This is a genomic window from Rhodopseudomonas sp. WA056, assembly GCF_010906995.1.
Taxonomy (GTDB): domain Bacteria; phylum Pseudomonadota; class Alphaproteobacteria; order Rhizobiales; family Xanthobacteraceae; genus Rhodopseudomonas; species Rhodopseudomonas palustris_G.
Window position 1 is genome coordinate 1 of record NZ_QPFS01000047.1, and the last position, 21,730, is coordinate 21,730.

At 65.8% G+C, this 21,730-nt stretch carries 19 protein-coding genes and 2 tRNA genes; 14 read left to right on the plus strand and 7 right to left on the minus strand.

The window, feature by feature from the left end:
• Window positions 1-1,311 (plus strand): efflux RND transporter permease subunit (locus tag DU475_RS11470; protein WP_205524340.1); only part of this gene is annotated, 1,311 nt, incomplete at its 5' end.
• Between the two features lie 7 nt (window positions 1,312-1,318).
• Window positions 1,319-2,047 (plus strand): tRNA-uridine aminocarboxypropyltransferase, encoded by a 729-nt coding sequence (locus tag DU475_RS11475; RefSeq protein WP_164632234.1) that lies wholly within the window; start codon window positions 1,319-1,321, stop codon window positions 2,045-2,047.
• Between the two features lie 95 nt (window positions 2,048-2,142).
• On the opposite strand, the gene DU475_RS11480 is transcribed toward DU475_RS11475, so the two are convergent.
• Window positions 2,143-2,216: transfer RNA gene (locus DU475_RS11480), tRNA-Cys, on the minus strand.
• 183 nt (window positions 2,217-2,399) lie between these two features.
• On the opposite strand from DU475_RS11480, the gene DU475_RS11485 reads away from it, so the two are divergent.
• Together DU475_RS11485 and DU475_RS11490 are read left to right on the plus strand one after the other, a co-directional pair.
• Complete coding sequence (locus tag DU475_RS11485; protein ID WP_164632235.1) at window positions 2,400-3,869, plus strand: MBOAT family O-acyltransferase; 1,470 nt, start codon at window positions 2,400-2,402, stop codon at window positions 3,867-3,869.
• 2 nt (window positions 3,870-3,871) lie between these two features.
• Entirely contained in the window at window positions 3,872-5,005 is a 1,134-nt protein-coding gene (locus DU475_RS11490) for an alginate O-acetyltransferase AlgX-related protein (RefSeq protein WP_164632236.1), read from the plus strand.
• A gap of 18 nt (window positions 5,006-5,023) precedes the next feature.
• Here the strand turns inward: DU475_RS11490 and DU475_RS24075 are convergent, their stop codons facing one another.
• From DU475_RS24075 to DU475_RS11500, 3 genes are all read right to left on the minus strand, one after another.
• Window positions 5,024-5,200 (minus strand): hypothetical protein, encoded by a 177-nt coding sequence (locus DU475_RS24075; RefSeq protein WP_205524341.1) that lies wholly within the window; start codon window positions 5,198-5,200, stop codon window positions 5,024-5,026.
• Window positions 5,201-5,386: 186 nt separating this feature from the next.
• The gene (locus tag DU475_RS11495; RefSeq protein ID WP_013502591.1) at window positions 5,387-5,749 is read right to left on the minus strand and encodes a hypothetical protein; all 363 of its coding nucleotides are present in this window, start codon (window positions 5,747-5,749) and stop codon (window positions 5,387-5,389) included.
• Between the two features lie 201 nt (window positions 5,750-5,950).
• Window positions 5,951-6,025 (minus strand) — tRNA-Asn (locus tag DU475_RS11500).
• Window positions 6,026-6,278: 253 nt separating this feature from the next.
• Between DU475_RS11500 and DU475_RS11505 the strand changes: the two genes are divergently transcribed.
• From DU475_RS11505 to DU475_RS11525, 5 genes are all read left to right on the plus strand, one after another.
• A complete protein-coding gene (locus DU475_RS11505; protein ID WP_013502590.1) occupies window positions 6,279-6,944 on the plus strand; it encodes a protein-L-isoaspartate O-methyltransferase family protein in 666 nt (221 codons plus the stop codon).
• A gap of 209 nt (window positions 6,945-7,153) precedes the next feature.
• Window positions 7,154-8,545: a TolC family outer membrane protein gene (locus DU475_RS11510; protein ID WP_164632237.1), complete on the plus strand. Its 1,392-nt coding sequence runs from the start codon at window positions 7,154-7,156 to the stop codon at window positions 8,543-8,545.
• Between the two features lie 293 nt (window positions 8,546-8,838).
• Window positions 8,839-9,624: a PopZ family protein gene (locus tag DU475_RS11515; RefSeq protein WP_041807865.1), complete on the plus strand. Its 786-nt coding sequence runs from the start codon at window positions 8,839-8,841 to the stop codon at window positions 9,622-9,624.
• Window positions 9,625-9,765: 141 nt separating this feature from the next.
• Window positions 9,766-12,639 carry a valine--tRNA ligase gene (locus DU475_RS11520; protein ID WP_164632238.1) on the plus strand — a complete coding sequence of 958 codons (2,874 nt, stop codon included), beginning with the start codon at window positions 9,766-9,768 and terminating at the stop codon, window positions 12,637-12,639.
• A gap of 166 nt (window positions 12,640-12,805) precedes the next feature.
• A complete protein-coding gene (locus tag DU475_RS11525) occupies window positions 12,806-13,366 on the plus strand; it encodes a hypothetical protein (RefSeq protein WP_164632239.1) in 561 nt (186 codons plus the stop codon).
• Between the two features lie 153 nt (window positions 13,367-13,519).
• On the opposite strand, the gene DU475_RS11530 is transcribed toward DU475_RS11525, so the two are convergent.
• Window positions 13,520-14,146, minus strand: coding sequence for a DNA-3-methyladenine glycosylase (locus DU475_RS11530; protein ID WP_164632240.1), 627 nt, complete (start codon window positions 14,144-14,146; stop codon window positions 13,520-13,522).
• Window positions 14,147-14,294: 148 nt separating this feature from the next.
• Here DU475_RS11530 and lipA point away from each other — a divergent pair, with 148 nt between their 5' ends.
• Together lipA and DU475_RS11540 are read left to right on the plus strand one after the other, a co-directional pair.
• Window positions 14,295-15,254, plus strand: a complete 960-nt coding sequence (lipA, locus tag DU475_RS11535; protein WP_047308551.1) for a lipoyl synthase — start codon at window positions 14,295-14,297, stop codon at window positions 15,252-15,254.
• A gap of 9 nt (window positions 15,255-15,263) precedes the next feature.
• Window positions 15,264-15,737 carry a type II toxin-antitoxin system RatA family toxin gene (locus tag DU475_RS11540; RefSeq protein ID WP_047308552.1) on the plus strand — a complete coding sequence of 158 codons (474 nt, stop codon included), beginning with the start codon at window positions 15,264-15,266 and terminating at the stop codon, window positions 15,735-15,737.
• Window positions 15,738-15,858: 121 nt separating this feature from the next.
• On the opposite strand, the gene DU475_RS11545 is transcribed toward DU475_RS11540, so the two are convergent.
• Together DU475_RS11545 and DU475_RS11550 are read right to left on the minus strand one after the other, a co-directional pair.
• Window positions 15,859-16,479: a CinA family protein gene (locus tag DU475_RS11545; RefSeq protein ID WP_047308553.1), complete on the minus strand. Its 621-nt coding sequence runs from the start codon at window positions 16,477-16,479 to the stop codon at window positions 15,859-15,861.
• Between the two features lie 2 nt (window positions 16,480-16,481).
• Window positions 16,482-17,678 (minus strand): bifunctional 2-C-methyl-D-erythritol 4-phosphate cytidylyltransferase/2-C-methyl-D-erythritol 2,4-cyclodiphosphate synthase, encoded by a 1,197-nt coding sequence (locus DU475_RS11550; RefSeq protein ID WP_164632241.1) that lies wholly within the window; start codon window positions 17,676-17,678, stop codon window positions 16,482-16,484.
• 273 nt (window positions 17,679-17,951) lie between these two features.
• Between DU475_RS11550 and dusB the strand changes: the two genes are divergently transcribed.
• Genes dusB through ntrC form a run of 3 tightly spaced genes read left to right on the plus strand, consistent with a single transcriptional unit; the run spans window position 17,952 to window position 21,574 of the window.
• Window positions 17,952-18,953, plus strand: coding sequence for a tRNA dihydrouridine synthase DusB (gene dusB, locus DU475_RS11555; RefSeq protein ID WP_142882661.1), 1,002 nt, complete (start codon window positions 17,952-17,954; stop codon window positions 18,951-18,953).
• Window positions 18,950-20,122 carry a two-component system sensor histidine kinase NtrB gene (locus DU475_RS11560; protein ID WP_164632242.1) on the plus strand — a complete coding sequence of 391 codons (1,173 nt, stop codon included), beginning with the start codon at window positions 18,950-18,952 and terminating at the stop codon, window positions 20,120-20,122. The genes dusB and DU475_RS11560 overlap by 4 nt, the downstream gene beginning before the upstream one ends.
• A gap of 9 nt (window positions 20,123-20,131) precedes the next feature.
• Window positions 20,132-21,574 (plus strand): nitrogen regulation protein NR(I), encoded by a 1,443-nt coding sequence (ntrC, locus tag DU475_RS11565; protein WP_013502578.1) that lies wholly within the window; start codon window positions 20,132-20,134, stop codon window positions 21,572-21,574.
• Window positions 21,575-21,730 lie beyond the last annotated feature (156 nt).

Genomic DNA, 21,730 nt, shown 5'->3' on the forward strand with positions numbered 1-21,730 from the left:
GTGCTGGGCGGCGGCGGGCCGGGCGCCGGCGGCTCCAATCGCGGCACGATGTTCATCAATCTGAAGCCCAACGCCGAGCGCGAGGGCGTGACCACCCAGATGGTGATCGACCGGCTGCGGCGGCAGCTCAGCCAGGTCGCCGGCATCAGGCTGTTCATGTTCGCCGCGCAGGATCTGCGCGGCGGCGGCCGGTCCAGCGAATCCAACTACCAGTACACGTTGAGCAGTCCCGACCTCGAGCTGTTGCAGAAATGGGCTCCGATCGTCGCCAAAAGGATGCAGACTGTCGAGGGCATCACCGACGTCACCAGCGACCGCGACGACGGTGGCCTGCAACTGACCTTGGCGATCGACCGCACCATGGCGTCGCGGCTCGGCGTCAAGATTCAGGACATCGACAACGCGCTCAACAACGCGTTCTCGCAGCGGCAGATCGCCACGATCTACACCCAGCGCAACCAGTATCAGGTGGTGCTGGAAATCGATCCGAAATTCCAGACCGATCCCATCGACCTGAAACGGATCTACGTCGCCAGTTCGAGCGGCGAGCAGGTGCCGCTGTCGGCGGTGGTGCGCGCCGAGCGCGGGCTGGCGGCGCTGGCGGTCGCCCATACCCAGGGCGTGCCATCGACGACGGTGTCGTTCAACACGTTGCCCGACGTTCCGCTGCAAGAGGCGACCGGGAACATTCAGCGCGCGGTCGATGAATTGCACATGCCGGAAGGCATTCGCGGCTCGTTCGACGGCAACGCCGGCGACTTCCGCGCCACCTCCAGCAAGCAACCGCTGCTGATTCTGGCGGCGTTCATCGCGATGTACATTGTTCTCGGCGTGCTCTACGAGAGCTTGGCGCATCCCCTCACGATCATTTCCACGCTGCCTTCGGCGGGGCTCGGCGCGCTGCTTGCGCTGCTGGTCACCGGCACAGAATTGTCGGTGATCGCCTTCGTCGGCATCATCATGTTGATCGGCATCGTCAAGAAGAACGGCATCATGATGGTGGACTTTGCGCTGGAGGCGGAGCGCGACCGCGGGCTGTCCTCCGCGGATGCGATCTTCGAGGCCTGCATCGTTCGGTTCCGGCCGATTCTGATGACCACGCTGGCGGCGCTGTTTGCGGCGATTCCTCTGGTGGTCGCGGTCGGCCCCGGCACCGAGCTGCGGCGACCGCTCGGCATCACCATCATCGGCGGGCTGTTCGTATCCCAGGTGCTGACGTTGTATACGACGCCGGTGATCTACCTGTTGATCGACCGGGTGCGGCAGCGGCGCTGGCGCCGCGGCGCACCGGCCGCAGTGCCGGCGGAGTGAAGACGAGATGACGACCGAACACGCCACCCGCGCCGCCGAGCCCGGCACGCCGGAGCCCGAGTGCGCCCGCTGCGGCAAGCCGCTGCCGCTGTGCATCTGCGACACCGTCGAGCCGATCGCCAGCCGGATCGAACTCCTGATCTTGCAGCATCCGCAGGAGCAGGACCGGGCGCTCGGCACCGCGCGGCTGACCGCGCAGCATTTCAAGAATGCCGTGGTCCGGATCGGGCTGTCGTGGCCGAGCTTGTCCAAGGCGCTCGGCCGCACCGTGCACGATCCGTCGCGCTGGGCGGTGCTGTATCTCGGCTCCGCCCGCGCCGCCGAGCTGGCGCAGGGGCGGGACGTTCTGGCGGTCGATGCCAAGGGCCAGCCCGAGCCGCACCAGGACATGATCCTCGACGACATCGAGGGCGTGGTACTGCTCGACGGCACCTGGAGCCAGGCCAAGGCGCTGTGGTGGCGCAACGCCTGGATGCTGAAATGCCAGCGGGTGATTCTCGATCCCTCGGCGCCTTCGCGCTACGGCCGCCTCCGCAAGGAGCCGCGCCGCGACGGTCTGTCGACCCTCGAAGCGGCCGCGATGCTGCTGTCGCGGCTGGAGCACCGGCCGGAGATCGAGACCGTATTGCTGGGGGCGTTCGACCGGATGCTGGCGCGGTTCAAGCAGGTCCAGGCCGAGCGGCCCGACCTGGCACCGAAGCCGAAGAAGCGCGACTGGCGCAAACGGCGCGGGTGAGGGCGCAAGCGTCGCGATTCAGCGCTCGCCGCCATGGCCTCGACGCGGGTTCCGGTCGAGTCTGAGAAAAGTCCACTAAGTGCTTGATTGGAAAGTGGAGGCCACGACCAGAATTGAACTGGTGTACACGGTTTTGCAGACCGTTGCGTAACCACTCCGCCACGTGGCCCCACGCGGCGAACTCTTATACGGCCGGACGGCGATAGGCAACCGCCGCAGCGCGCGAACGGTCGGTCCTGCCCAGCCTTGAACATTCATAAGCAGTCGCGCAAGGAGGGGAGACACCAGGGGACAGGACGAGGATGCCGGATCGCGACAGCAGGCGCCGGAGCGGCGCAAGGACGACGGCCTGATGCTGTTCAGTTCGCCGGTGTTCCTCTTCCTGTTCATGCCGCTGCTGCTTCTCGTCTATTGGAGCGTGCCGCGGCCGCTTCGCAACAGCGTGCTGCTGGTCGCCAGCCTGGTGTTCTATGCCTGGGGCGAGCGGTTCTTCGCGCTGGTGATGCTGGGATCGATTTTCGGCAACTGGCTGCTCGGACTGGCGCTGGAGGCATTGGCGGAGCCGCGCCAGCGCAAGCTGGTGGTGGCCGCCGCCGTGGTGCTGAACATCGGCTTGTTGGCGGTGTTCAAGTATTCCGAATTCCTGATCGCCAATCTCAACGCGATGTTCGAGGCGATCGGAATCGCGCCCGTCACGGTGGTGTCGCCACATCTGCCGCTGGGAATCTCGTTCTTCACCTTCCATGCGCTGTCCTATGTGATCGACGTCTATCGCGGGGTGGCGAGGGCGCAGCGCCGGCCGGTCGATTTCGCGCTGTACATCGCTTTCTTTCCGCAACTGATCGCCGGCCCGATCATCCGCTACCACGACATCTCCGATCAGCTCCGGCGCCGGCCGGTGACGCTCGAGCTGGCGGCCTCCGGCGTCGAGCGATTCCTGGCCGGATTCGGCAAGAAGATGCTGCTGGCCAATCCGCTCGGCGAGGTCGCCGACCGGATCTTCGCGCTGCCGGCCGCCGATCTCAGCCCCGGCACGGCCTGGCTCGGGTTGATCTGCTACACGTTGCAGATCTATCTCGATTTCTCGGCCTATTCGGACATGGCGATCGGGCTGGCGCGGCTGTTCGGGTTCACCTTCCTGGAGAATTTCAACTACCCGTATCTGGCGCGCTCGATGCAGGAATTCTGGCGGCGTTGGCACATCTCGCTGTCGAACTGGCTGCGCGACTATCTGTACATCCCGCTTGGCGGCAACCGCGTGCCGCCGTGGCGAATCTATTTCAATCTCGCCACGGTGTTCCTGTTGTGCGGGCTCTGGCACGGCGCCAACTGGACCTTTGTGGTGTGGGGGCTGATCCACGGTCTTTTCCTGATCCTGGAGCGGTTCGGGCTGGCGGCGCTGCTGGCGCGCACGCCGCGACTGGTGCAGCACGCCTACACGCTGGCCGTGGTGTCGCTGGCCTGGGTGTTCTTCCGGGCCGCCGACCTCACCCATGCGATCGCCTATCTGCGGGCAATGGCCGGCTTTGGTGCGGGCTGGTCGCTCGACTTCCTGTCCGAGATCGACCCGCTGGTGGCGATCTGCCTGGTGCTCGGGGGCTTGGCGAGCGCGTCGCTGTTCAGCCCGCTCACTTCAGACTGGAGGCTGCGCCGGAACCAGCGCGAGGGCCGTCTCGATCCCGGGATCGGCAGCTTGCAGCTCGGCCGGGACGGCGCTCTGATGCTCGGCGCACGTCTGGTCGTGCTGCTGACGATCGGCCTGTTGGCGGCCGGTCAGGTCGCGGCGGGCACCTACAATCCGTTCATCTATTTCCGGTTCTAGCGATGCAGCGAACCCCTTTGACCGCCCGGCTGTATGGCCGAATGTTGGTCGGCCTGGTGATGGCGTTCTCGTTTGCGTCGCTGATCGCGATGGCATTCAAGCAGGCCGAGATCAGCGGCGGCGAGAACCGTACGCTCACCCAGCTTCCGGGGTGGCCGCGCACGTTCGCAGAGTGGGACAGTTTCCCGCAGCGGTTCGACGCCTACGTCAACGACAATTTCGGGCTGCGCAAGTTGCTGCTGCGGCTGAATTCCAACTTCAGCACCGTGCTGCTGGGCCGTTCTCCGTCGGACAAGGTGGTGTTCGGCAAGGACGACTGGCTGTTCTATGCCGGCGACAACTCGATCGAGCTGTATCGCAACCAGCGGCCGCTCAGCACGCTCCAGCTCGAGGACACGCGCGTGGCGCTGCAGCGCCGGGCGCGCGCGATGGAGGCGGCTGGCCGGCCGTATCTGTTCGTGATCGTGCCCGACAAGCACACGATCTATCCGGAGATGATGCCGACCTACATGTCGCGGCGCGATACGCCGTCGCAGTTCGATCAGGTCGTTGCGGTGGCCGAGGCCAGCGGTCTGCCTGTGCTCGATCTGCGGGTCGCGCTGCGGCAGGGCAAGACGGACCTACCAGTGTACTACAAGGACGACTCGCATTGGAGCGCGTGGGGCGCCTATCTCGGCTATCGCCGGATCATGGCGGCGCTGCCGCTTCCGGATCTGCCGGTGATCGATCTCGAGGCGCGACAGTTTTCCGTCACGTCGGATCACGCCGGCGATCTCGCCCGCATGGCGGGATTGACCAGGCGCGAGACGACGCCGATCGCTGCGCCGACCGATCGATGTGCCTACACCGTCACGGCTTTCCAGCCGGTCGTCGGCGACGACATCATGATGCGGCGGACGCTGTGCCCGCAGGCCAAACACAAGCTGATGTTTGTCGGCGATTCGTTCAGCGAAGGTCTGGTCGCGTATCTGTCGCGCAGCTTCGGCGAGGTGGTCTATGTCGCCCGTTCGGGCTTCAAACCGTCACGCCAGATCATGCCGCTGATCGAACGCGAGGCGCCTGATCTGGTGATCGAAGAGCTGGCGGAACGGCATCTGGATTCGCTGGCGGAGACCGTCGTGTCGGACGGGCGATAGGCCGGGCAAATGCCTGCGTCAGCAGGAGGCGTACCAATCCGACGGGAACGGCAGCAACGGCCATTCGACCGAATTGTCGTTCGCCGCACGGCGCATCGTCGCCACCGCGTTCGGGCGCACGACATTGTCCTGTGCGCTTTCCGCGACGGCGCTGCTGATCGAGTCCAGCAGCAGATCGTATTCGGCTTCGCTCATGGTCCGGCTCCCCTGTCCGAACCGGAGTGTGTCAAGAACTGTTGTGGGCCCGGTTGAGCGGATCGCTACAATTTTAGCGACCGGCGGATTCGCACCGGATCGGCCGCTCCGGATGCATCGGACACCATGAAAAAAGCCGCCCCCGACTGGAGGCGGCTCGATTCAGGCGCGTTGCTGAATGCAACGTTACTGGCACAGATGCATCCGGCCGTCCTCGCCGCGGAATGTTGTGCCCGGCAGGCAGACGAAGCCGTTGCGCTCGGCGTAGCTGCGCATGTCGTAATCGCCCTGGTAGCCGGCCTGGAACGGCGCGGTTGCGATCGCACCTGCGGCGCCGATCGCACCGCCGACCACGCCGGCGGCGACCTGACCCGGCCAGAACGCGTTGCTGTCGCGCCAATTGCGCTCCTGATAGCCGCGTTCCTGATAACCCTGGTGGCGATCATAGAGCTGGCCCCGGGTGTGCGCCGGCTGCTGCGCGGAGGCGGCGGTCGTCACGGCAATGGCACCGGCGAACAACGCGGCGGCAAAGGTGGTCGGCTTCAGCATCTTTCGTCTCCCTCATTATGTCCGATGCCGACGCAACGAATGTCGATGCGATAACGTTCCGGGAGCAGGGGGAGGCCGAGTCACAGCGGCGTGACAGTTCGCCGTCGAGAGGGGCTGTCGCCGGGGATTCGATGCAGGCGCGGTGTATTGTGCCCGCGACAGGTTGCGGGCTTTCAGGATCTGCGACCGATGAAGTGAAAATGGCTCCCCGGGCCGGATTCGAACCAGCGACCAACCGGTTAACAGCCGGTTGCTCTACCACTGAGCTACCAGGGAACAAGCGAAGCTAGGCTTCGCGAGGCAGCGTATAACAAAGCCGTTCAGCGTTGGAAAGCAGAAATCGGTCGATCGACACCGGCCGTTTCCGCCGCAACGCAGCGGCGAGCCGTTGTGACGGCGAGGGCTATGTAGGGGATGATTTGCGCCGCGTGAAGCCCCTTTTGCACCAAATCTGTTGAGTGCGGCGGCATGTTGCGTTTTTGGCGGCGTTGCATCATGGATGACGCGGGTTTCACGCAGGGGATCGAGGATGTTGGAATTCGAGCGCGCGCGACAAAACATGGTCGACGGCCAAATCCGGCCCGCCAGCGTGACGGATTGGCGAATCATCGATGCGATGCGGGCGCTGCCTCGCGAGGCGTTCGTTCCCGAATCGAAGCGCGAACTGGTGTATCTCGATCTCGATCTGGAGATCGAGGGCAGCGATGGCCGCAAGCATTTCCTCCTCAACCCGATCATGACCGCACGCCTGCTGCAGGCTGCCGAGATCGAGCGCGACGACCGCGTGCTCGTGGTCGGCTGCCCGACCGGCTATATCGCTGCGGTGGCGGCCAGGCTGGCGACCCGGGTCACCACCACGATCGACGATGAGGCGCTGGCGCAGCGCATCCGCTCGACGCTGCCGGCGCTCGGCCTCCCTCATGTCAGTGTCCGTGTCGCGGAAGCGGCGAAGGGTGATCTGCATAACGCGCCATTCGACGCGATTTTGTTGTGCGGCGCCACCGAGGTCGAGCCGACCATGCTGTACGAGCAGCTCAAGCTCGGCGGTCGGCTGGTCGGTGCGTTCGCCCAGGGCAAGCCGCAGCGGGTGACGACGGTCACGCGGTCCCATGGCGACTTCGGCGCTCGCGTTCTGTTCGACGCGCTGGTTCCGGTGTTGCCCGGACTGGAGCGCGCACCGGCCTTTGAATTCTGATCGGTCGGGAAAATTCTATCGAGGAATCATACCTGTGGCGCGAATGCCCCAGCTCGGAAGTTTCGTTGCAGTCCGAGGACGGGGGGTTTCTTCGGCCAATCCGGTGTCTTATGGTGAGGACGGACTTACCGGACAATGTTCGGCCATGCGCATGGCGTTCGGCCCCGGAGAGTCCGGTGTGGGGAAAAGTTCAGGATTGGATTGCCAGAATGGATGGGCTTAAGCGGATTTCCGGCCTTGCGGCTGCCGGCATCGTTCTGGCTTGCGTGTCGCAGACAGCAGCTCGCGCGGACACCATCGAAGGGGCGCTGATCCGCGCCTACCAGACCAATCCCCAGCTCAATGCGCAACGCGCCTCGGTGCGCGCCACGGACGAATCGGTTCCCCAAGCGTTGTCAGGCTACCGGCCGAAGGTGTCCGTTACCGCCAGCGGCGGTTATCAATATACCGACGTGATTTCGTCGGTGGGCGGCAATCAGTTTCATCTCAACGGCACGCAAATCCCGCGCTCGGTCGGCGTGACCGCGTCCCAGACGCTGTTCAACGGCAATCAGACTGGGAACCGTACCCGTGCGGCGGAGAGCCAGGTTTCCTCGGCACGCGAAGGCCTGCGTGTGCTGGAACAGTCGGTGCTGCTGTCGGCGGCCACCATCTACATGGATTACCTGCGCGACTCGGCGACACTGGAAGTGCAGCGGTCGAACGTGCGGGTTCTCGAGCAGACGCTGCGGCAGACCAACGACCGCTTCCACGTCGGCGAGGTGACCCGCACCGACGTGGCGCAGTCGCAGGCGCAGCTCGCTGCCGGCAACACCCAGCAGCTCGCCGCCGAATCCACCCTGACCACCACCCGGTCGAACTACCGCCGCATCATTGGCAACGAACCGGGCAATCTGGCGCCGGGCTCGCCGGTCGACCGCTATCTGCCGAGCACCTTGGCGCAGGCGATCAATCTGGCGCTGGTCGAGAACCCGAACGTCACCGCCGCGATGTACGGCATCGACGTCAGCTACCTGAACGTGAAGATCAACGAAGGTGCGCTGTTTCCGACCCTGACGCTGCAGGCGAGCGCGCAGCAGTCGTGGGAACCGTCGATCTCATCACCGCGGCAGTTCCTGGCTTCGGGTGTGGCGCAGCTCTCGATCCCGATCTACCAGGGCGGCGGCGAATACGCGCTGATCCGGCAGTCGAAGGAAACTCTGGCGCAGCAGCGTCTCAACCTCGAACAGGTGCGCGACCAGACCCGCGCCAGCGTGGTGCAGGCGTGGGGCCAGCTTCAGGCGGCCAAGGCACAGGTCTCGTCGGCACAGTCGCAGGTGAAGGCCTCGGAGATCGCGCTCAATGGCGTCCGCGAAGAAGCCCGCGCCGGCCAGCGTACCACGCTCGACGTGTTGAACGCGCAGCAGGCGCTGGTGAATGCCCGCGTCGCGCTGGTGACAGCCCAGCACGACCGTGTGGTCGCGTCCTATGCCGTACTGAATGCGATCGGCCGGCTGTCGCCGCAGGTGCTCGGCCTGAAGACCAACGTCTATGATCCCAGCGTGCACTATCATCAGGTGCGCGATAGCTGGGGCGGCGTTCGGACTCCCGACGGCCGCTGATTGCGGCCGCGGCTCGCGCACGGGACTTTGCCCGGGCGCGTTTGCTTGCAAACAACTAATCGGCTGCCTACCGTTGCTTGGATCGTCGTGACGATTCGAGTCGGATTCACGCTCGTGTTTCGCGGTGCTCGACGTCGTTGTGCGTCGGGCGGACCTCGGAGCGTCCCGTAGTTGAAGCTGGGGACAAGTCCTGCTTCCAACGCGAAACCCGGCGACGCCGATCGGGAACCGGTCTCTCCCGTAGAGCTTTGATGTTACAACGCCGGGAAGGGCGTGATGATGTGGAGTCGGAGATGACGCAGCCTGCAAAGGCGCAAGAGCCTTCCATGGAGGAGATTCTGGCGTCGATCCGTCGCATCATTGCCGATGACGAAGCCAAACCCGCGACCCCGGCACCTGCGCCGGCGGCCGTTGCCCCGAAGCCGGAGCCGCCCAAGCCGGCTCCCCCGCCGAGCAAGCCCGCGGTCATGACCCCACCTCCGTCTGCACCGAGCCCGGTGGCGCAAGCCGCGCCGCCCAAGCCCGCCGCCGCCCCGAAGCCGGCACCTCCGCCGATGCCTGCCGAGGCGGAGAGCAACAGCCAGGACGACATCGATGCGCTGCTGGCTGGCCTCGACGCCGACACCACCGAGGAAGAAGTCCGGCCTTCGCAACCAGACGGTGACGTGCTCGAACTGACCGACGAAATGGCGCTGCCGGAGCCCGAACCCGAGCCCGAACCGACTCCACCACCGCCGCCACCGTCTCCGGTTCAGAGGGCACCGATCGAGGACGACATCGAGTTTGCCGAAGCGGCGCCTAAGCCGCGCGCGCCCGAACCGGCCTACGAGCCACCGCCCGCCGCCGCCTGGAGCGAGGAGCCGCAGCAACCGATCCTGTCGCGCACCACCGCCGCTGCGGTGGAATCTGCGTTCAATTCGCTCGCCACCACTGTGCTCAGCAACAACGCCCGGACCCTCGAGGATCTGGTCAAGGAGATGCTGCGCCCGATGCTGAAGGCTTGGCTCGACGACAATCTGCCGACGCTGGTCGAGCGGATCGTCCGCCAGGAAATCGAGCGGGTCTCGCGCGGGCGCTGAGCCCGTTTGGCGGAGGCGCTGCCTCCGCCTGATCCAATGGACCGGCCTCCATTGTTGACTTGCGGCGCGCCGGAAGGTTTCTAGCGTCGTCCAACGAGCGCGTTCGCGGCCCGGCGACGCGCCTTTTTTGATTGCAGCGCCATGATCGAGAAAACCTACCAGCCAGCCGACATCGAGGCCCGCATTTCGCGCGCCTGGGAAGACGCGGAGGCCTTCAAGGCCGGCCGTCCGGATCGCCGCGACGCCGTCCCGTACTCGATCGTGATTCCGCCGCCGAACGTCACCGGCTCGTTGCACATGGGCCATGCGCTCAACAACACGCTGCAGGACATCCTGTGCCGGTTCGAGCGGATGCGCGGTCGCGACGTGCTGTGGCAGCCCGGCACCGACCACGCCGGCATCGCCACCCAGATGGTGGTCGAGCGCCAGCTGATGGAGCGCCAGGAGCCGAGCCGCCGCGACATGGGCCGCGCCAAGTTCCTGGAGCGGGTCTGGCAATGGAAGGCCGAGAGCGGCGGCGTGATCGTCAACCAGCTCAAGCGGCTCGGCGCGTCGTGCGATTGGTCGCGCGAGCGCTTCACGATGGACGAGGGGCTGTCCCGCGCCGTCGCCAAGGTGTTCGTCGAGCTGCACCGCCAGGGCCTGATCTACAAGGACAAGCGGCTGGTCAATTGGGATCCGAAGCTGCTGACCGCGATCTCGGATCTGGAGGTCCAGCAGATCGAGGTGAAGGGCAGCCTCTGGCATCTGCGCTATCCGATCGAAGGCAAGACCTTCGATCCGGCCGATCCGTCGACCTTCATCGTGGTCGCGACCACGCGTCCAGAAACCATGCTGGGCGACAGCGCGGTTGCGGTGAATCCGGAAGACGAGCGCTATACGCATCTGATCGGCAAGCATGTCGTCCTGCCGCTGGTCGGCCGTCGGATTCCGATCGTGGCCGACGAGTACTCCGATCCCGAGAAGGGCTCGGGCGCGGTGAAGATCACGCCGGCGCACGATTTCAACGACTTCGAGGTCGGCAAACGGCATCATCTGCCGCAGATCAACGTGCTCGACATCGAGGGCAAGATCTCGGTCGCCGACAACAGCTCCTATCTCGAAGGCCTGCCGGAAGGCGCCCGCGAATTCGCCGAGGAGATCGAGGGTACCGACCGTTTCGCCGCGCGCAAGATGATCGTGGCGCGGCTCGACGATTTCGGCTTCCTGGAGAAGATCGAGCCCAACGTCCACATGGTGCCGCATGGCGACCGGTCCGGCGTGGTGATCGAGCCGTTCCTCACCGACCAGTGGTACGTCGACGCCAAGACGCTGGCGCAGCCGGCAATCGCCGCGGTGCGCTCGGGCGAGACCAGCTTCGTTCCGAAGAACTGGGAGAAGACCTACTTCGAGTGGATGGAGAACATCCAGCCGTGGTGCATCTCACGCCAGCTTTGGTGGGGTCACCAGATCCCGGCGTGGTATGGCCCGGACGGCAAGGTGTTCGTCGCCGAAACCGAGGAAGAGGCAGTCGGCAACGCGCTCGGCTACTACGTCGAGCAGGAAGTGATCACGCCGGCGCAGGCCCACGACATGGCGGTCGATCCGGTCAAGCGCGAGGGCTTCATCACCCGCGACGAGGACGTGCTCGACACCTGGTTCTCCTCGGCACTGTGGCCGTTCTCGACGCTCGGCTGGCCGGACGAGACACCCGAGCTCGATCGCTACTACCCAACCGACGTGCTGGTCACCGGCTTCGACATCATCTTCTTCTGGGTCGCCCGGATGATGATGATGGGCCTGCACTTCATGGACGACGTGCCGTTCCCGACCGTCTACATCCACGCCCTCGTTCGCGACGAGAAGGGCGCCAAGATGTCGAAGTCGAAGGGCAACGTCATCGACCCGCTCAACCTGATCGACCAATACGGCGCCGACGCGCTGCGTTTCACGCTGGCCGCCATGGCGGCGCAGGGCCGCGACATCAAGCTCGCGACCTCCCGCGTCGAAGGCTATCGCAACTTCGCCACCAAGCTCTGGAACGCCTGCCGCTTCGCCGAGATGAACGGCTGCGCGGCGGCGAAGGATTTCGATTTCACCGCGGCCAAGGACACGCTCAACCGCTGGATCGCGCACGAGACCGTGCGGGCGGTGCGCGAAGTCACCGAGGCGATCGAATCCTATCGCTTCAACGACGCCGCCGAAGCTGCGTATCGCTTCGTCTGGAACGTGTATTGCGACTGGTATCTCGAACTCGCCAAGCCGGTGCTGATGGGCGAGGACGGCGCCGCCAAGACCGAGACCCGTGCGATGGTGGCGTGGGCGCGCGACGAAATCCTGAAGATCCTGCATCCGTTCATGCCGTTCATCACCGAAGAGCTTTGGGCGGTGACGGCATCGCGCGACGGCTTGCTGGCGCTGGCGCCGTGGTCGCGCAAGACGGGGATGTCTGACGAAGAGATGTCGATGCTGGTCGCCTCGGCCGCGACCGACCCGATGGCCGGGCCGGCGATGCTGTCGATTCCCGAGCCGGAGACACCGGATTTCACCGACGATGCGGCCGAAGCCGAAATCGGCTGGGTGGTCGATCTCGTCACCGCGATCCGCTCGGCGCGCGCCGAGATGAACATCGTGCCGTCGACCCTGACGCCGCTGGTGCTGGCCGGCGCCTCTGCCGACACCAATGCGCGGGCGAGCCGTTGGAGCGATGTGATCAAGCGGCTGGCGCGGGTCGGCGAGATCTCGTTCGCGGACGCCGCCCCGCAAGGCGCCGTGCAGCTCCTGGTGCGCGGCGAGGTCGCGGCGCTGCCCTTGAAGGGCGTGGTCGATTTCGCCGCCGAGCAGGTGCGGCTGGAGAAGGAGCTCGGCAAGGCCGAGGCCGACATCAAGCGCGCCGAGGCCAAGCTGGCGAACGAGAAGTTCGTCGCCAATGCCGTCGAGGAAGTCGTCGAGGAAGAACGCGAGAAGCGCGAGGCCGCGCTCGCCCGCAAGGTCAAGATTCTCGAGGCCCTGCTGCGGCTGAAGAACGCGTCGTAGGCGCTTGTCTAAATCAAAGCCGTCATCCTGAAGAGCTCGCGCAGCGAGCCCGAAGGATGATGCTTCGGTGACAGGCGACGCGACGTGGTGCGTTGCTGTTGATCCGCGCCAAGGACGCGTGTGATCCGCTTTGTGTAGCATCGGCGACCTCAATGGGAACGTTCCGATGCTCGCCTTTCTCAAGCTGCTGATTTCGTTCGCGCCGTGGCTGTCATTCCTGATCATCGCCCGCGACACGCTGTTGCGGGTGGAGATCGGCCTCGGCGTCGCACTGGCGCTGACCGTGGTGATGGGGGTGTTGAAGCTCCATCGCGGCATTATTCTGTGGGTCGGCGTGGTATTCTTCGGGGCCGCGACCATCGCGGTAATGGGCTTCCATGACACCTGGACGTTGCGCCATCTCGGCGTCCTGGCAAACGGCGCGCTGGCAGCCGGTGCCTGGCTGACGATTCTGCTCGGCAAGCCGTTCACGCTGGACTACGCTAGGGAGCACGTCGATTCGGCGGTCTGGAACGATCCGAAATTCATCCGCATCAACGTGCTGATGACCGGAATCTGGGCGACGGCTTTCACCATCAATGCGGTGCTGGCATTCGGCAAGATGGAGCAGGTCGCACTGCCCGAACTCGCCTACGAGCTGATCTCTTACGCGGTGCTGATCGGCACCGCGATGTTCACGGTCTGGTATCCCGAACATCTGCGGCGGGCGCGGGCGGCGGCAAGCTGAGGCCGTAGCGCTGCGCCGCAAACAAACGTCACCCTCCGCGAAAGCGGAGGGCCCAGTATCCCAGAGCGCCCGTTACTTAGCCGCAGCGCTCTGCAATACTGGGTCGCCCGGACAAGCCGGGCGATGACCGGTTTTGTTGAGGGCCAGCTTCGATCAAATTGATCGCGGAAACGGCTTGCTCAAGAACCGTGATCCCGCCATCCCATAGCGCCACGGATAGTCCGCCGCCTTGGTGATCCCGATGCGCGGGCCGGTGATGATCTCAGGCGTGGTGATCCGGCGATGGATCGCGAACGGGGCGGCATCGAGCGGCCGACCGTTGTGGACGATGGTGATGCCGAGCGCCTGCGCGAGCTTACCAGGGCCGGAGCACAGGCTGCGGTCGTCGTCGAGGCCGCGGCGGGCCCGCATTTCCGTCAGACCGTGGGTCGGCTCCAGCGCGCGGATCAGCACCGCACTGGCGGAGCCTTCCGGTTCGCAGACGACATTGACGCACCAATGGATGCCGTAGGAGCGATAGACGTAGGCTAAGCCCGGCGGGCCGAACATCACCTGGTTGCGCAGTGTCGGCCCGCCATAGGAATGCGCCGCCGGATCTGTGTGGTGATAGGCTTCGACCTCGACGATGACGCCGCCGGCGCCGCGGAACAGCAGCGTCGCGCCGATAAGCTCGGGCGCGACCTCGTGGACGCTGCGAGCAAAGAAGCGGCGCGTCAGCAGCGGGCCGAGGGCGGGATGTGTTCCGTCCGAAGAGCGGTTCGGAACGCGGGACTTGGTCATCGGAGAGGTTCGCTCGGGCGCGGCCGGCGCGGGGCGCAATGCGTTCAATTCGAGCATTATTCCAAGGGATAACGGCCTGCAAGCGGCGTGGGTTGCGGGACGGGGGCGGCCGGATTAGGTAGGGTTCTCGCGCAAACCCAGGCAGCTCATGGTCGTTCTCGTCGATACGGTGTCCGCCAACCCCGTCCGCCCCCGGCATCCGGAGAAGGCGGCGCGGCCCGACGCGCTGTCGCCGAAGAAGCCGGACTGGATCCGGGTGCGTGCGCCGACCACGCGCGGCTATGGCGAGACCCGCGGCATCGTCAAGGAGAACGGCCTGCACACCGTGTGCGAGGAGGCCGGCTGTCCGAACATCGGCGAGTGCTGGGACAAGAAGCACGCCACCTTCATGATCATGGGCGACACCTGCACCCGGGCGTGCGCGTTCTGCAACGTCAAGACCGGGATGCCGGGCGCGCTCGACGCCAACGAGCCGGCTTATGTCGCCGAGGCGACGCGGAAGCTCGGGTTGCAGCATCTGGTGATCACCTCGGTAGATCGCGACGATCTGGCCGACGGCGGTGCGGCGCACTTTGCCGCGACGATCCGCGCGTTGCGCGAAGCTTGCCCGACCACGACGATCGAAATCCTGACGCCGGATTTCCTGCGCAAGGATGGCGCGCTGGAAGTCGTGGTCGCCGCCAAGCCGGACGTGTTCAACCACAATCTCGAAACCGTGCCGTCGCGCTATTTGTCGGTGCGGCCGGGCGCGCGTTACTTCCATTCGATCCGGCTGCTGCAGCGGGTGAAGGAGCTCGACCCGACGATCTTCACCAAGTCCGGCATTATGGTTGGGCTGGGCGAGGAGCGGCACGAAGTGCTGCAGGTGATGGACGATCTGCGCTCGGCAGAGGTCGATTTCCTCACCATCGGCCAGTATCTGCAGCCGACCCGCAAGCATCACGCCGTGATGCGCTACGTCACGCCGGACGAATTCGACTCCTACGAGAAGACCGCCTTCGCCAAGGGCTTCCTGATGGTCTCGGCGAGCCCGATGACGCGCTCCTCGCATCACGCCGGCGACGATTTTGCCAAGCTCAAGGCCGCGCGCGCTGCGCTGGCGCGCTGAGACACTTCGATGCCGCAGTTTTCCAGCAGGCGCCGGGTGCCGCACAGTGCCGAGCAGATGTTCGATCTCGTTGCCGACGTCGAGCGCTATCCGCAGTTCGTGCCGTTGTGCAAGGCGCTGAGAATTCGCGAGCGCACTCAGCAGCCGGATGGCACCGAGGTGGTGATCGCCGACATGACGGTGTCGTTCAAGCTGGTGCAGGAGACCTTCACCAGCCGCGTCACCCTCGATCGCGCCAATCTGAAAATCCTGGTCGAGTATCTCAAAGGTCCGTTTTCCAATCTGGAGAACCGCTGGACCTTCGTCGCCAAGACCGAGCGCGCCTGCGAGGTCGGCTTCTTCATTTCGTATGAGTTCAAGAGCCGGGTGCTCGCGACCCTGATGGGCGCGATGTTCGACACCGCGTTCCACCGCTTCGCCGAAGCCTTCGAAACCCGTGCCGACCAGATCTACGGCACGGGCCCGAAGCTGTCGCGGGTGTAGTTAGTTTCGCTATCGCGATAAACTTGAATATCCACACACTTGGCCCTCCGCTTTCGCGGAGGGTGACGGCGATGATCGGGCCGCGCCGTGCTTCATGCCGGCCTGACCAATTGCATCGCCGCTAAGTCTTCTTCGGCTTCACCGGCCGCTTCGGCTGCCGGCGCTTGGCGGCGACGCGGCGGGGGGAGCGGGCGACGCGTTTGTGCACGCCGGTGGCCACTTCGCGTTTGGCCTTGGTCGGCGGCTTCGGGCCGCGGGCGAGTTCCAGCAGCATCCGCAGCGCTTCGACCACCGAGCGCTGGCGAACGTTGCTGCGGCCGATCGCGCCAAAACGCTGCTCGCGGTGCGAGATCCGGCCGTCGCGCGCCGCGACGGCGAAATGCACCAGGCCGACCGGCTTGCCGGGCGTTGCGCCGCCGGGGCCGGCGATCCCCGTGATCGAGACCGCGAGATCGACGTCGGCATTCTCCAGCGCGCCGACCGCCATCGCGATCGCAGTTTCCTTGCTGACGGCGCCGAAGGTGGTGAGCGTGGCGTTCTCCACGCCGAGCAGATCATGCTTGGCGGCGTTGGAATAGGTGACGAAGCCGCGGTCGATCACGTCGGACGAGCCGGGGATGTCGGTGAGTGCGCCGGCGACCAGACCGCCGGTGCAGGACTCGGCGGTTGCGATCATCAGCTTCCGCGAACGGCAGAGGTCGAGCAACGAGCGGGCGAGGGCACGGGCGTCGCTGCTGCTCATCGTCAGCCGGCCAGTCCGTCGGCGCCCCAGGGCAGCCGGATGGTGGCGGATGCGGTCGCCGCGATGCCTTCCTCGCGGCCGGTAAAGCCGAGCTTCTCGCTGGTGGTGGCCTTCACCGCGACGCGCGACACCGGCACGCCGGTGATCTCGGCGATGCACTGACGCATCGCGTCGCGCAGCGGGCCGATCTTCGGCCGCTCGCAGATCATCGTCACTTCGAGATTGGCGACGCGGCCGCCGCGCGCGGTGAGGCGGTCGATCGCGTATTTGAGGAACTTGTCGGAGGCCGCGCCCTTCCACTGCGGGTCGGTCGGCGGGAAGTGGGAACCGATATCGCCGTCCGCCAGCGCGCCGAGGATCGCGTCAACCAGCGCATGCAGGCCGACGTCGCCATCGGAATGCGCCAGGAAGCCGCGGCTGTGCGGCACCTTCAGCCCGCACAGCCAGACGTGGTCGCCGTCGCCGAACGCATGCACGTCGTAGCCAGTGCCGGTGCGGATGTCGCCGAGGGCGGCCATCAGCCGGCTTTCCTCGCGAGCGAAATCTTCCGGGGTGGTCATCTTCATGTTGTTAGCATCGCCCTCGAAGGTCGACACCGTCAATCCCGCCCATTCGGCGAGGGCGGCGTCGTCGGTGAATTCGTCGCGGCCGTCCTGGGCAGCGCGGCGGTGGGCATCGAGAATGACGTCGAAGCGGAACGCCTGCGGGGTCTGGGCGATCCGCAAGGTCGCGCGGTCCGGCGTCGCGTCGACCGCGCCGTTGGCGTCGACCTGCTTGATGGTATCGGTCACCGGGACCACCGGCAGCGCCGCGCCGGTGGCGCCGGCGGCGGCAATCGCGCGGGAGATCAGCCCCGGGGTGACGAAGCAGCGCGCCGCATCGTGAATCAGCACGATGTCCGGCTTCAGCTCGGCCAGAGCTTCCAGGCCGGCGCGCACCGAGCCCTGCCGGGTCGCGCCGCCGCCGACCGCGGGACGGAAATTCAGGCCGGCGACCGCCGCGTTGAACATCTCGGTGTCGTCGGGATTGGTCACCGGCTGCACCGCCATCACCTCGGGATGGGTGCAGAACGGCTCCATCGCCCGGGCGATCACCGGCCGGCCGGCAAGGGTGCGGTATTGCTTGGGGCCGCCAGCGCCTGCGCGCAGGCCGCGCCCGGCGGCGACGATGATAGCAGCAGTGCGGAGCGGGTTCGACATCTGATCAATTGATACGGAATTGGGACAGCCGGCGCTGGTGGCGCCGGCGCACAGCCCTTACCATGCCGGGGTTGAAAAGCAGCATGATTCCGTCGTCGCAGCCGCCGCCGTCCGGGGACAATTGCTGCAACGCACTTGCATGTCTGATATGATTGGCTAAACTGTAGGCAATGATCTACAATGCTCAAACATTGAGCGAAGTCGGGCGTGCAACCGCGCTGGCTATAGAATGAGCAAACCGTGACTGGACCCACTGTATCAGGTTCGCCGCCTTTGAGGATTGGCAATATTGCGGTGGCCCGTCCGGTACTTCTGGCGCCGATGACAGGCATTACCGACGCGCCGTTCCGGCGGCAAGTCGCGGAACTCGGCGCTGGACTGGTGGTCTCGGAGATGACCGCCAGCGAGGATCTGGTGGCCGGTCGACGGATGTCGGTACGCCGCTGTGACAAGGTCGGCCAGGGGCCGCACGTCGTCCAGCTTGCCGGCTGCGAGGCACGGTGGATGGCGGAGGGGGCCCGGATTGCGGAAGCCGGCGGCGCGGACATCATCGACATCAATATGGGCTGCCCGGCGCGGCACGTCACCGGCGGGTTGTCCGGCTCGGCCCTGATGCGGGATCTCGATCACGCGCTGACGCTGATCGAAGCGACGATCGGCGCGGTCCGGGTGCCGGTGACACTGAAGATGCGGCTCGGCTGGGATGATCGCTCGCGCAACGCGCCGGAGCTGGCGCGGCGTGCGCAGGACGCCGGAGTGCAGCTCGTCACGGTGCATGGCCGCACCCGGCAGCAGTTCTACAAGGGCGAAGCCGATTGGGGCGCGGTGCGCGCCGTCCGGGACGCGATCTCGATTCCGCTGGTGGTCAACGGCGATATCACCTGTCACGCCACCGCGCTTGAAGCGCTGCAGCGGTCGGGCGCCGACGCGGTGATGATCGGGCGCGGCGCCCAGGGGCGGCCGTGGCTGCCGGGGCAGGTCGGCCGCCAGCTCACCACCGGTCAGGCCGGGGCGGAGCCGCCGCTCGCGGCGCAGCGCGATTACTTGCGCACGCTCTACGACGACATTCTGGCGCTGTACGGCGTCAGGATCGGACTGCGTCACGCGCGCAAGCATCTCGGCTGGTCGCTCGAGGTCGCCGCCGCCAGCGCCGGTGCCCCGCCGGCGATTCTGAAACACTGGCGCGCTGCGATCCTGACCGAAGAGAATCCGGCCCGCGTGCATCGCGCGCTCGCCGACGCCTACGATGATTTCGCCTGGAGGGCCGCCGCATGAACGCCATCGTCGAACCGCGCCGGGCTCAGCCGACCGACAGCGATGCGATCCTCAATGCGTTGCCGAATCCGGTGCTGCTGGTCGGTCCCGACGGCAAGATCGTCGATGCCAACATGTCGGCGGAATCGTTCTTCGAGATTTCCGCCCAATTGCTGCGGCGGCAGTCGCTGACCGACCTGGTGCCGTTCGGCAGCCCGCTGCTGGCGCTGATCGAGCAGGTCCGGATCGGACATTCGCCGGTCAACGAATACAAGGTCGATCTCGGCACGCCCCGGATCGGCGCGGACCGCCAGGTCGACCTTCACGTCGCTCCGCTCAACGAGCGTCCCGGCCACATCGTGGTGATGCTTCAGGAGCGCACCATCGCCGACAAGATGGATCGCCAGCTCACGCACCGCAGCGCCGCGCGCTCGGTGATCGCGCTGGCGGCGATGCTGGCGCACGAGATCAAGAACCCGCTGTCCGGGATTCGCGGCGCTGCGCAACTGCTCGAGCAGCAGGCTTCCGCCGAAGACCGGATGCTGACCCGGCTGATCTGCGACGAAGCCGACCGCATCGTCACCCTGGTCGACCGCATGGAAGTGTTCGGCGACGATCGGCCGGTCGCGCGCGGGCCGGTCAACATTCATTCGGTACTGGATCACGTCAAGCGGCTGGCGCAGTCCGGCTTCGCCCGCAACATCAAATTCGTCGAGGACTACGACCCGTCGCTGCCGCCGGTGCTGGCCAATCAGGATCAACTGATTCAGGTGTTCTTGAACCTGGTGAAGAACGCAGCCGAGGCCGTGGTCGATCTCGGCTCCGACGGCGAGATTCAGCTCACCACCGCGTTCCGCCCCGGCGTCCGGCTGTCGGTGCCGGGTAAGAAGACGCGGGTGTCGCTGCCGCTCGAATTCTGCGTGCGGGACAACGGTCCCGGCGTTCCCGAAGATCTGCTGCCGAACCTGTTCGATCCGTTCGTCACCACCAAGCCGTCGGGCTCCGGCCTCGGCCTGGCGCTGGTGGCGAAGATCGTCGGCGATCACGGCGGCATCATCGAGTGTGAATCGCAGCCGCGCAAAACCACCTTCCGGGTGTTGATGCCGATGTTCAACACCGCCATGGCCCTACAATCCACGAACGGCGAGGACGCGCCGGCGTCGTCCGATGCCTCAAAGACTGCAAGATGAGGACTCCCAATGCCTGCAGGTAGTATTCTCGTCGCGGACGACGACACCGCCATCCGCACGGTGCTCAATCAAGCGCTGTCGCGCGCCGGCTACGAAGTGCGGCTGACCGGCAACGCCGCGACGCTGTGGCGCTGGGTCAGTCAGGGCGAGGGCGATCTGGTGATCACCGACGTGGTGATGCCGGACGAGAACGCATTCGATCTGTTGCCGCGGATCAAGAAGCTGCGGCCGAACCTGCCGGTCATCGTGATGAGCGCGCAGAACACCTTCATGACGGCGATCCGCGCCTCGGAAAAAGGCGCGTACGAATATCTGCCGAAGCCGTTCGATCTGAAGGAACTGATCGCGATCGTCGGCCGCGCGCTGGCCGAGCCGAAGGAGCGCATCACCAGCGCCAACGATGAGGGCGAGTTCGACTCGATCCCGCTGGTCGGCCGTTCGCCGGCGATGCAGGAAATCTACCGGGTGCTGGCGCGGCTGATGCAGACCGACCTGACGGTGATGATCACCGGCGAGTCCGGCACCGGCAAGGAATTGGTGTCGCGGGCGCTGCACGACTACGGCAAGCGCCGCAACGGTCCGTTCGTCGCGGTCAACATGGCGGCGATTCCGCGCGACCTGATCGAGTCGGAATTGTTCGGTCACGAGCGCGGTGCCTTCACCGGCGCCAACACCCGCGCCTCCGGGCGGTTCGAACAGGCCGAGGGCGGCACGCTGTTTCTCGACGAAATCGGCGACATGCCGATGGAAGCGCAGACCCGGTTGCTGCGTGTGCTGCAGCAGGGCGAATACACCACCGTCGGCGGACGCACACCGATCAAGACCGACGTCCGGATCGTTGCGGCCTCCAACAAGGATCTGCGGGTTCTGATTCAGCAGGGTCTGTTCCGGGAAGACCTGTTCTTCCGTCTCAACGTGGTCCCGCTGCGGCTGCCGCCGCTGCGCGAGCACATCGAGGATCTGCCGGATCTGGTTCGGCATTTCTTCGCGCTTGCCGAGAAGGACGGCCTGCCGGCCAAGAAGCTCGATGCAGCCGCATTGGAGCGGATGAAGCAGCACCGCTGGCCGGGCAACGTCCGCGAACTGGAAAATCTCGCCCGCCGTCTGGCGGCGCTGTATCCGCAGGAGGTGATCACCGCCTCGGTGATCGACGGCGAATTGGCGCCGCCGCCGGTGGTGGCGGGTGGCAGCGCGCCGCACACCGTCGACAATCTCGGCGGCGCGGTCGAGATGTACCTGTCATCGCACTTTTCGGGCTTCCCGAACGGCGTGCCGCCACCCGGCCTCTACCACCGGGTGCTGCGCGAGATCGAGGTGCCGCTGCTCACCGCCGCGCTGGCTGCGACTCGCGGCAACCAGATCCGCGCCGCGGACCTGCTGGGCCTCAACCGCAACACTCTGCGCAAGAAGATCCGCGATCTCGACATTCAGGTCTATCGGACCGGCGGCTGAGACGCCGAGACAAGGGTTTCGGCTGTGGACCGCGTACTCGCCCGAGGTGGCTCGGGCGATGCGCCGCGATATTGTCGCAATTGAGCAACATTGTTGTACGAATGCATCACACGGTTCCGCCCGCGCGGCGGCGGCCGAACGCATCCATTGATTATT

Coding starts and splice junctions, on each gene's coding strand:
- DU475_RS11490 (WP_164632236.1), top strand. CDS start 3,872: ATGCAGCGAACCCCTTTGACCGCCCGGCTGTATGGCCGAATGTTGGTC.
- DU475_RS11510 (WP_164632237.1), top strand. CDS start 7,154: ATGGATGGGCTTAAGCGGATTTCCGGCCTTGCGGCTGCCGGCATCGTT.
- DU475_RS11530 (WP_164632240.1), bottom strand. CDS start 14,146: ATGACCAAGTCCCGCGTTCCGAACCGCTCTTCGGACGGAACACATCCC.
- DU475_RS11520 (WP_164632238.1), top strand. CDS start 9,766: ATGATCGAGAAAACCTACCAGCCAGCCGACATCGAGGCCCGCATTTCG.
- ntrC (WP_013502578.1), top strand. CDS start 20,132: ATGCCTGCAGGTAGTATTCTCGTCGCGGACGACGACACCGCCATCCGC.
- DU475_RS11505 (WP_013502590.1), top strand. CDS start 6,279: ATGTTGGAATTCGAGCGCGCGCGACAAAACATGGTCGACGGCCAAATC.
- DU475_RS11475 (WP_164632234.1), top strand. CDS start 1,319: ATGACGACCGAACACGCCACCCGCGCCGCCGAGCCCGGCACGCCGGAG.
- DU475_RS11495 (WP_013502591.1), bottom strand. CDS start 5,749: ATGCTGAAGCCGACCACCTTTGCCGCCGCGTTGTTCGCCGGTGCCATT.
- DU475_RS11485 (WP_164632235.1), top strand. CDS start 2,400: ATGCTGTTCAGTTCGCCGGTGTTCCTCTTCCTGTTCATGCCGCTGCTG.
- DU475_RS11515 (WP_041807865.1), top strand. CDS start 8,839: ATGACGCAGCCTGCAAAGGCGCAAGAGCCTTCCATGGAGGAGATTCTG.
- lipA (WP_047308551.1), top strand. CDS start 14,295: ATGGTCGTTCTCGTCGATACGGTGTCCGCCAACCCCGTCCGCCCCCGG.
- DU475_RS11525 (WP_164632239.1), top strand. CDS start 12,806: ATGCTCGCCTTTCTCAAGCTGCTGATTTCGTTCGCGCCGTGGCTGTCA.
- DU475_RS11560 (WP_164632242.1), top strand. CDS start 18,950: ATGAACGCCATCGTCGAACCGCGCCGGGCTCAGCCGACCGACAGCGAT.
- DU475_RS24075 (WP_205524341.1), bottom strand. CDS start 5,200: ATGAGCGAAGCCGAATACGATCTGCTGCTGGACTCGATCAGCAGCGCC.
- DU475_RS11540 (WP_047308552.1), top strand. CDS start 15,264: ATGCCGCAGTTTTCCAGCAGGCGCCGGGTGCCGCACAGTGCCGAGCAG.
- DU475_RS11550 (WP_164632241.1), bottom strand. CDS start 17,678: ATGTCGAACCCGCTCCGCACTGCTGCTATCATCGTCGCCGCCGGGCGC.
- DU475_RS11545 (WP_047308553.1), bottom strand. CDS start 16,479: ATGAGCAGCAGCGACGCCCGTGCCCTCGCCCGCTCGTTGCTCGACCTC.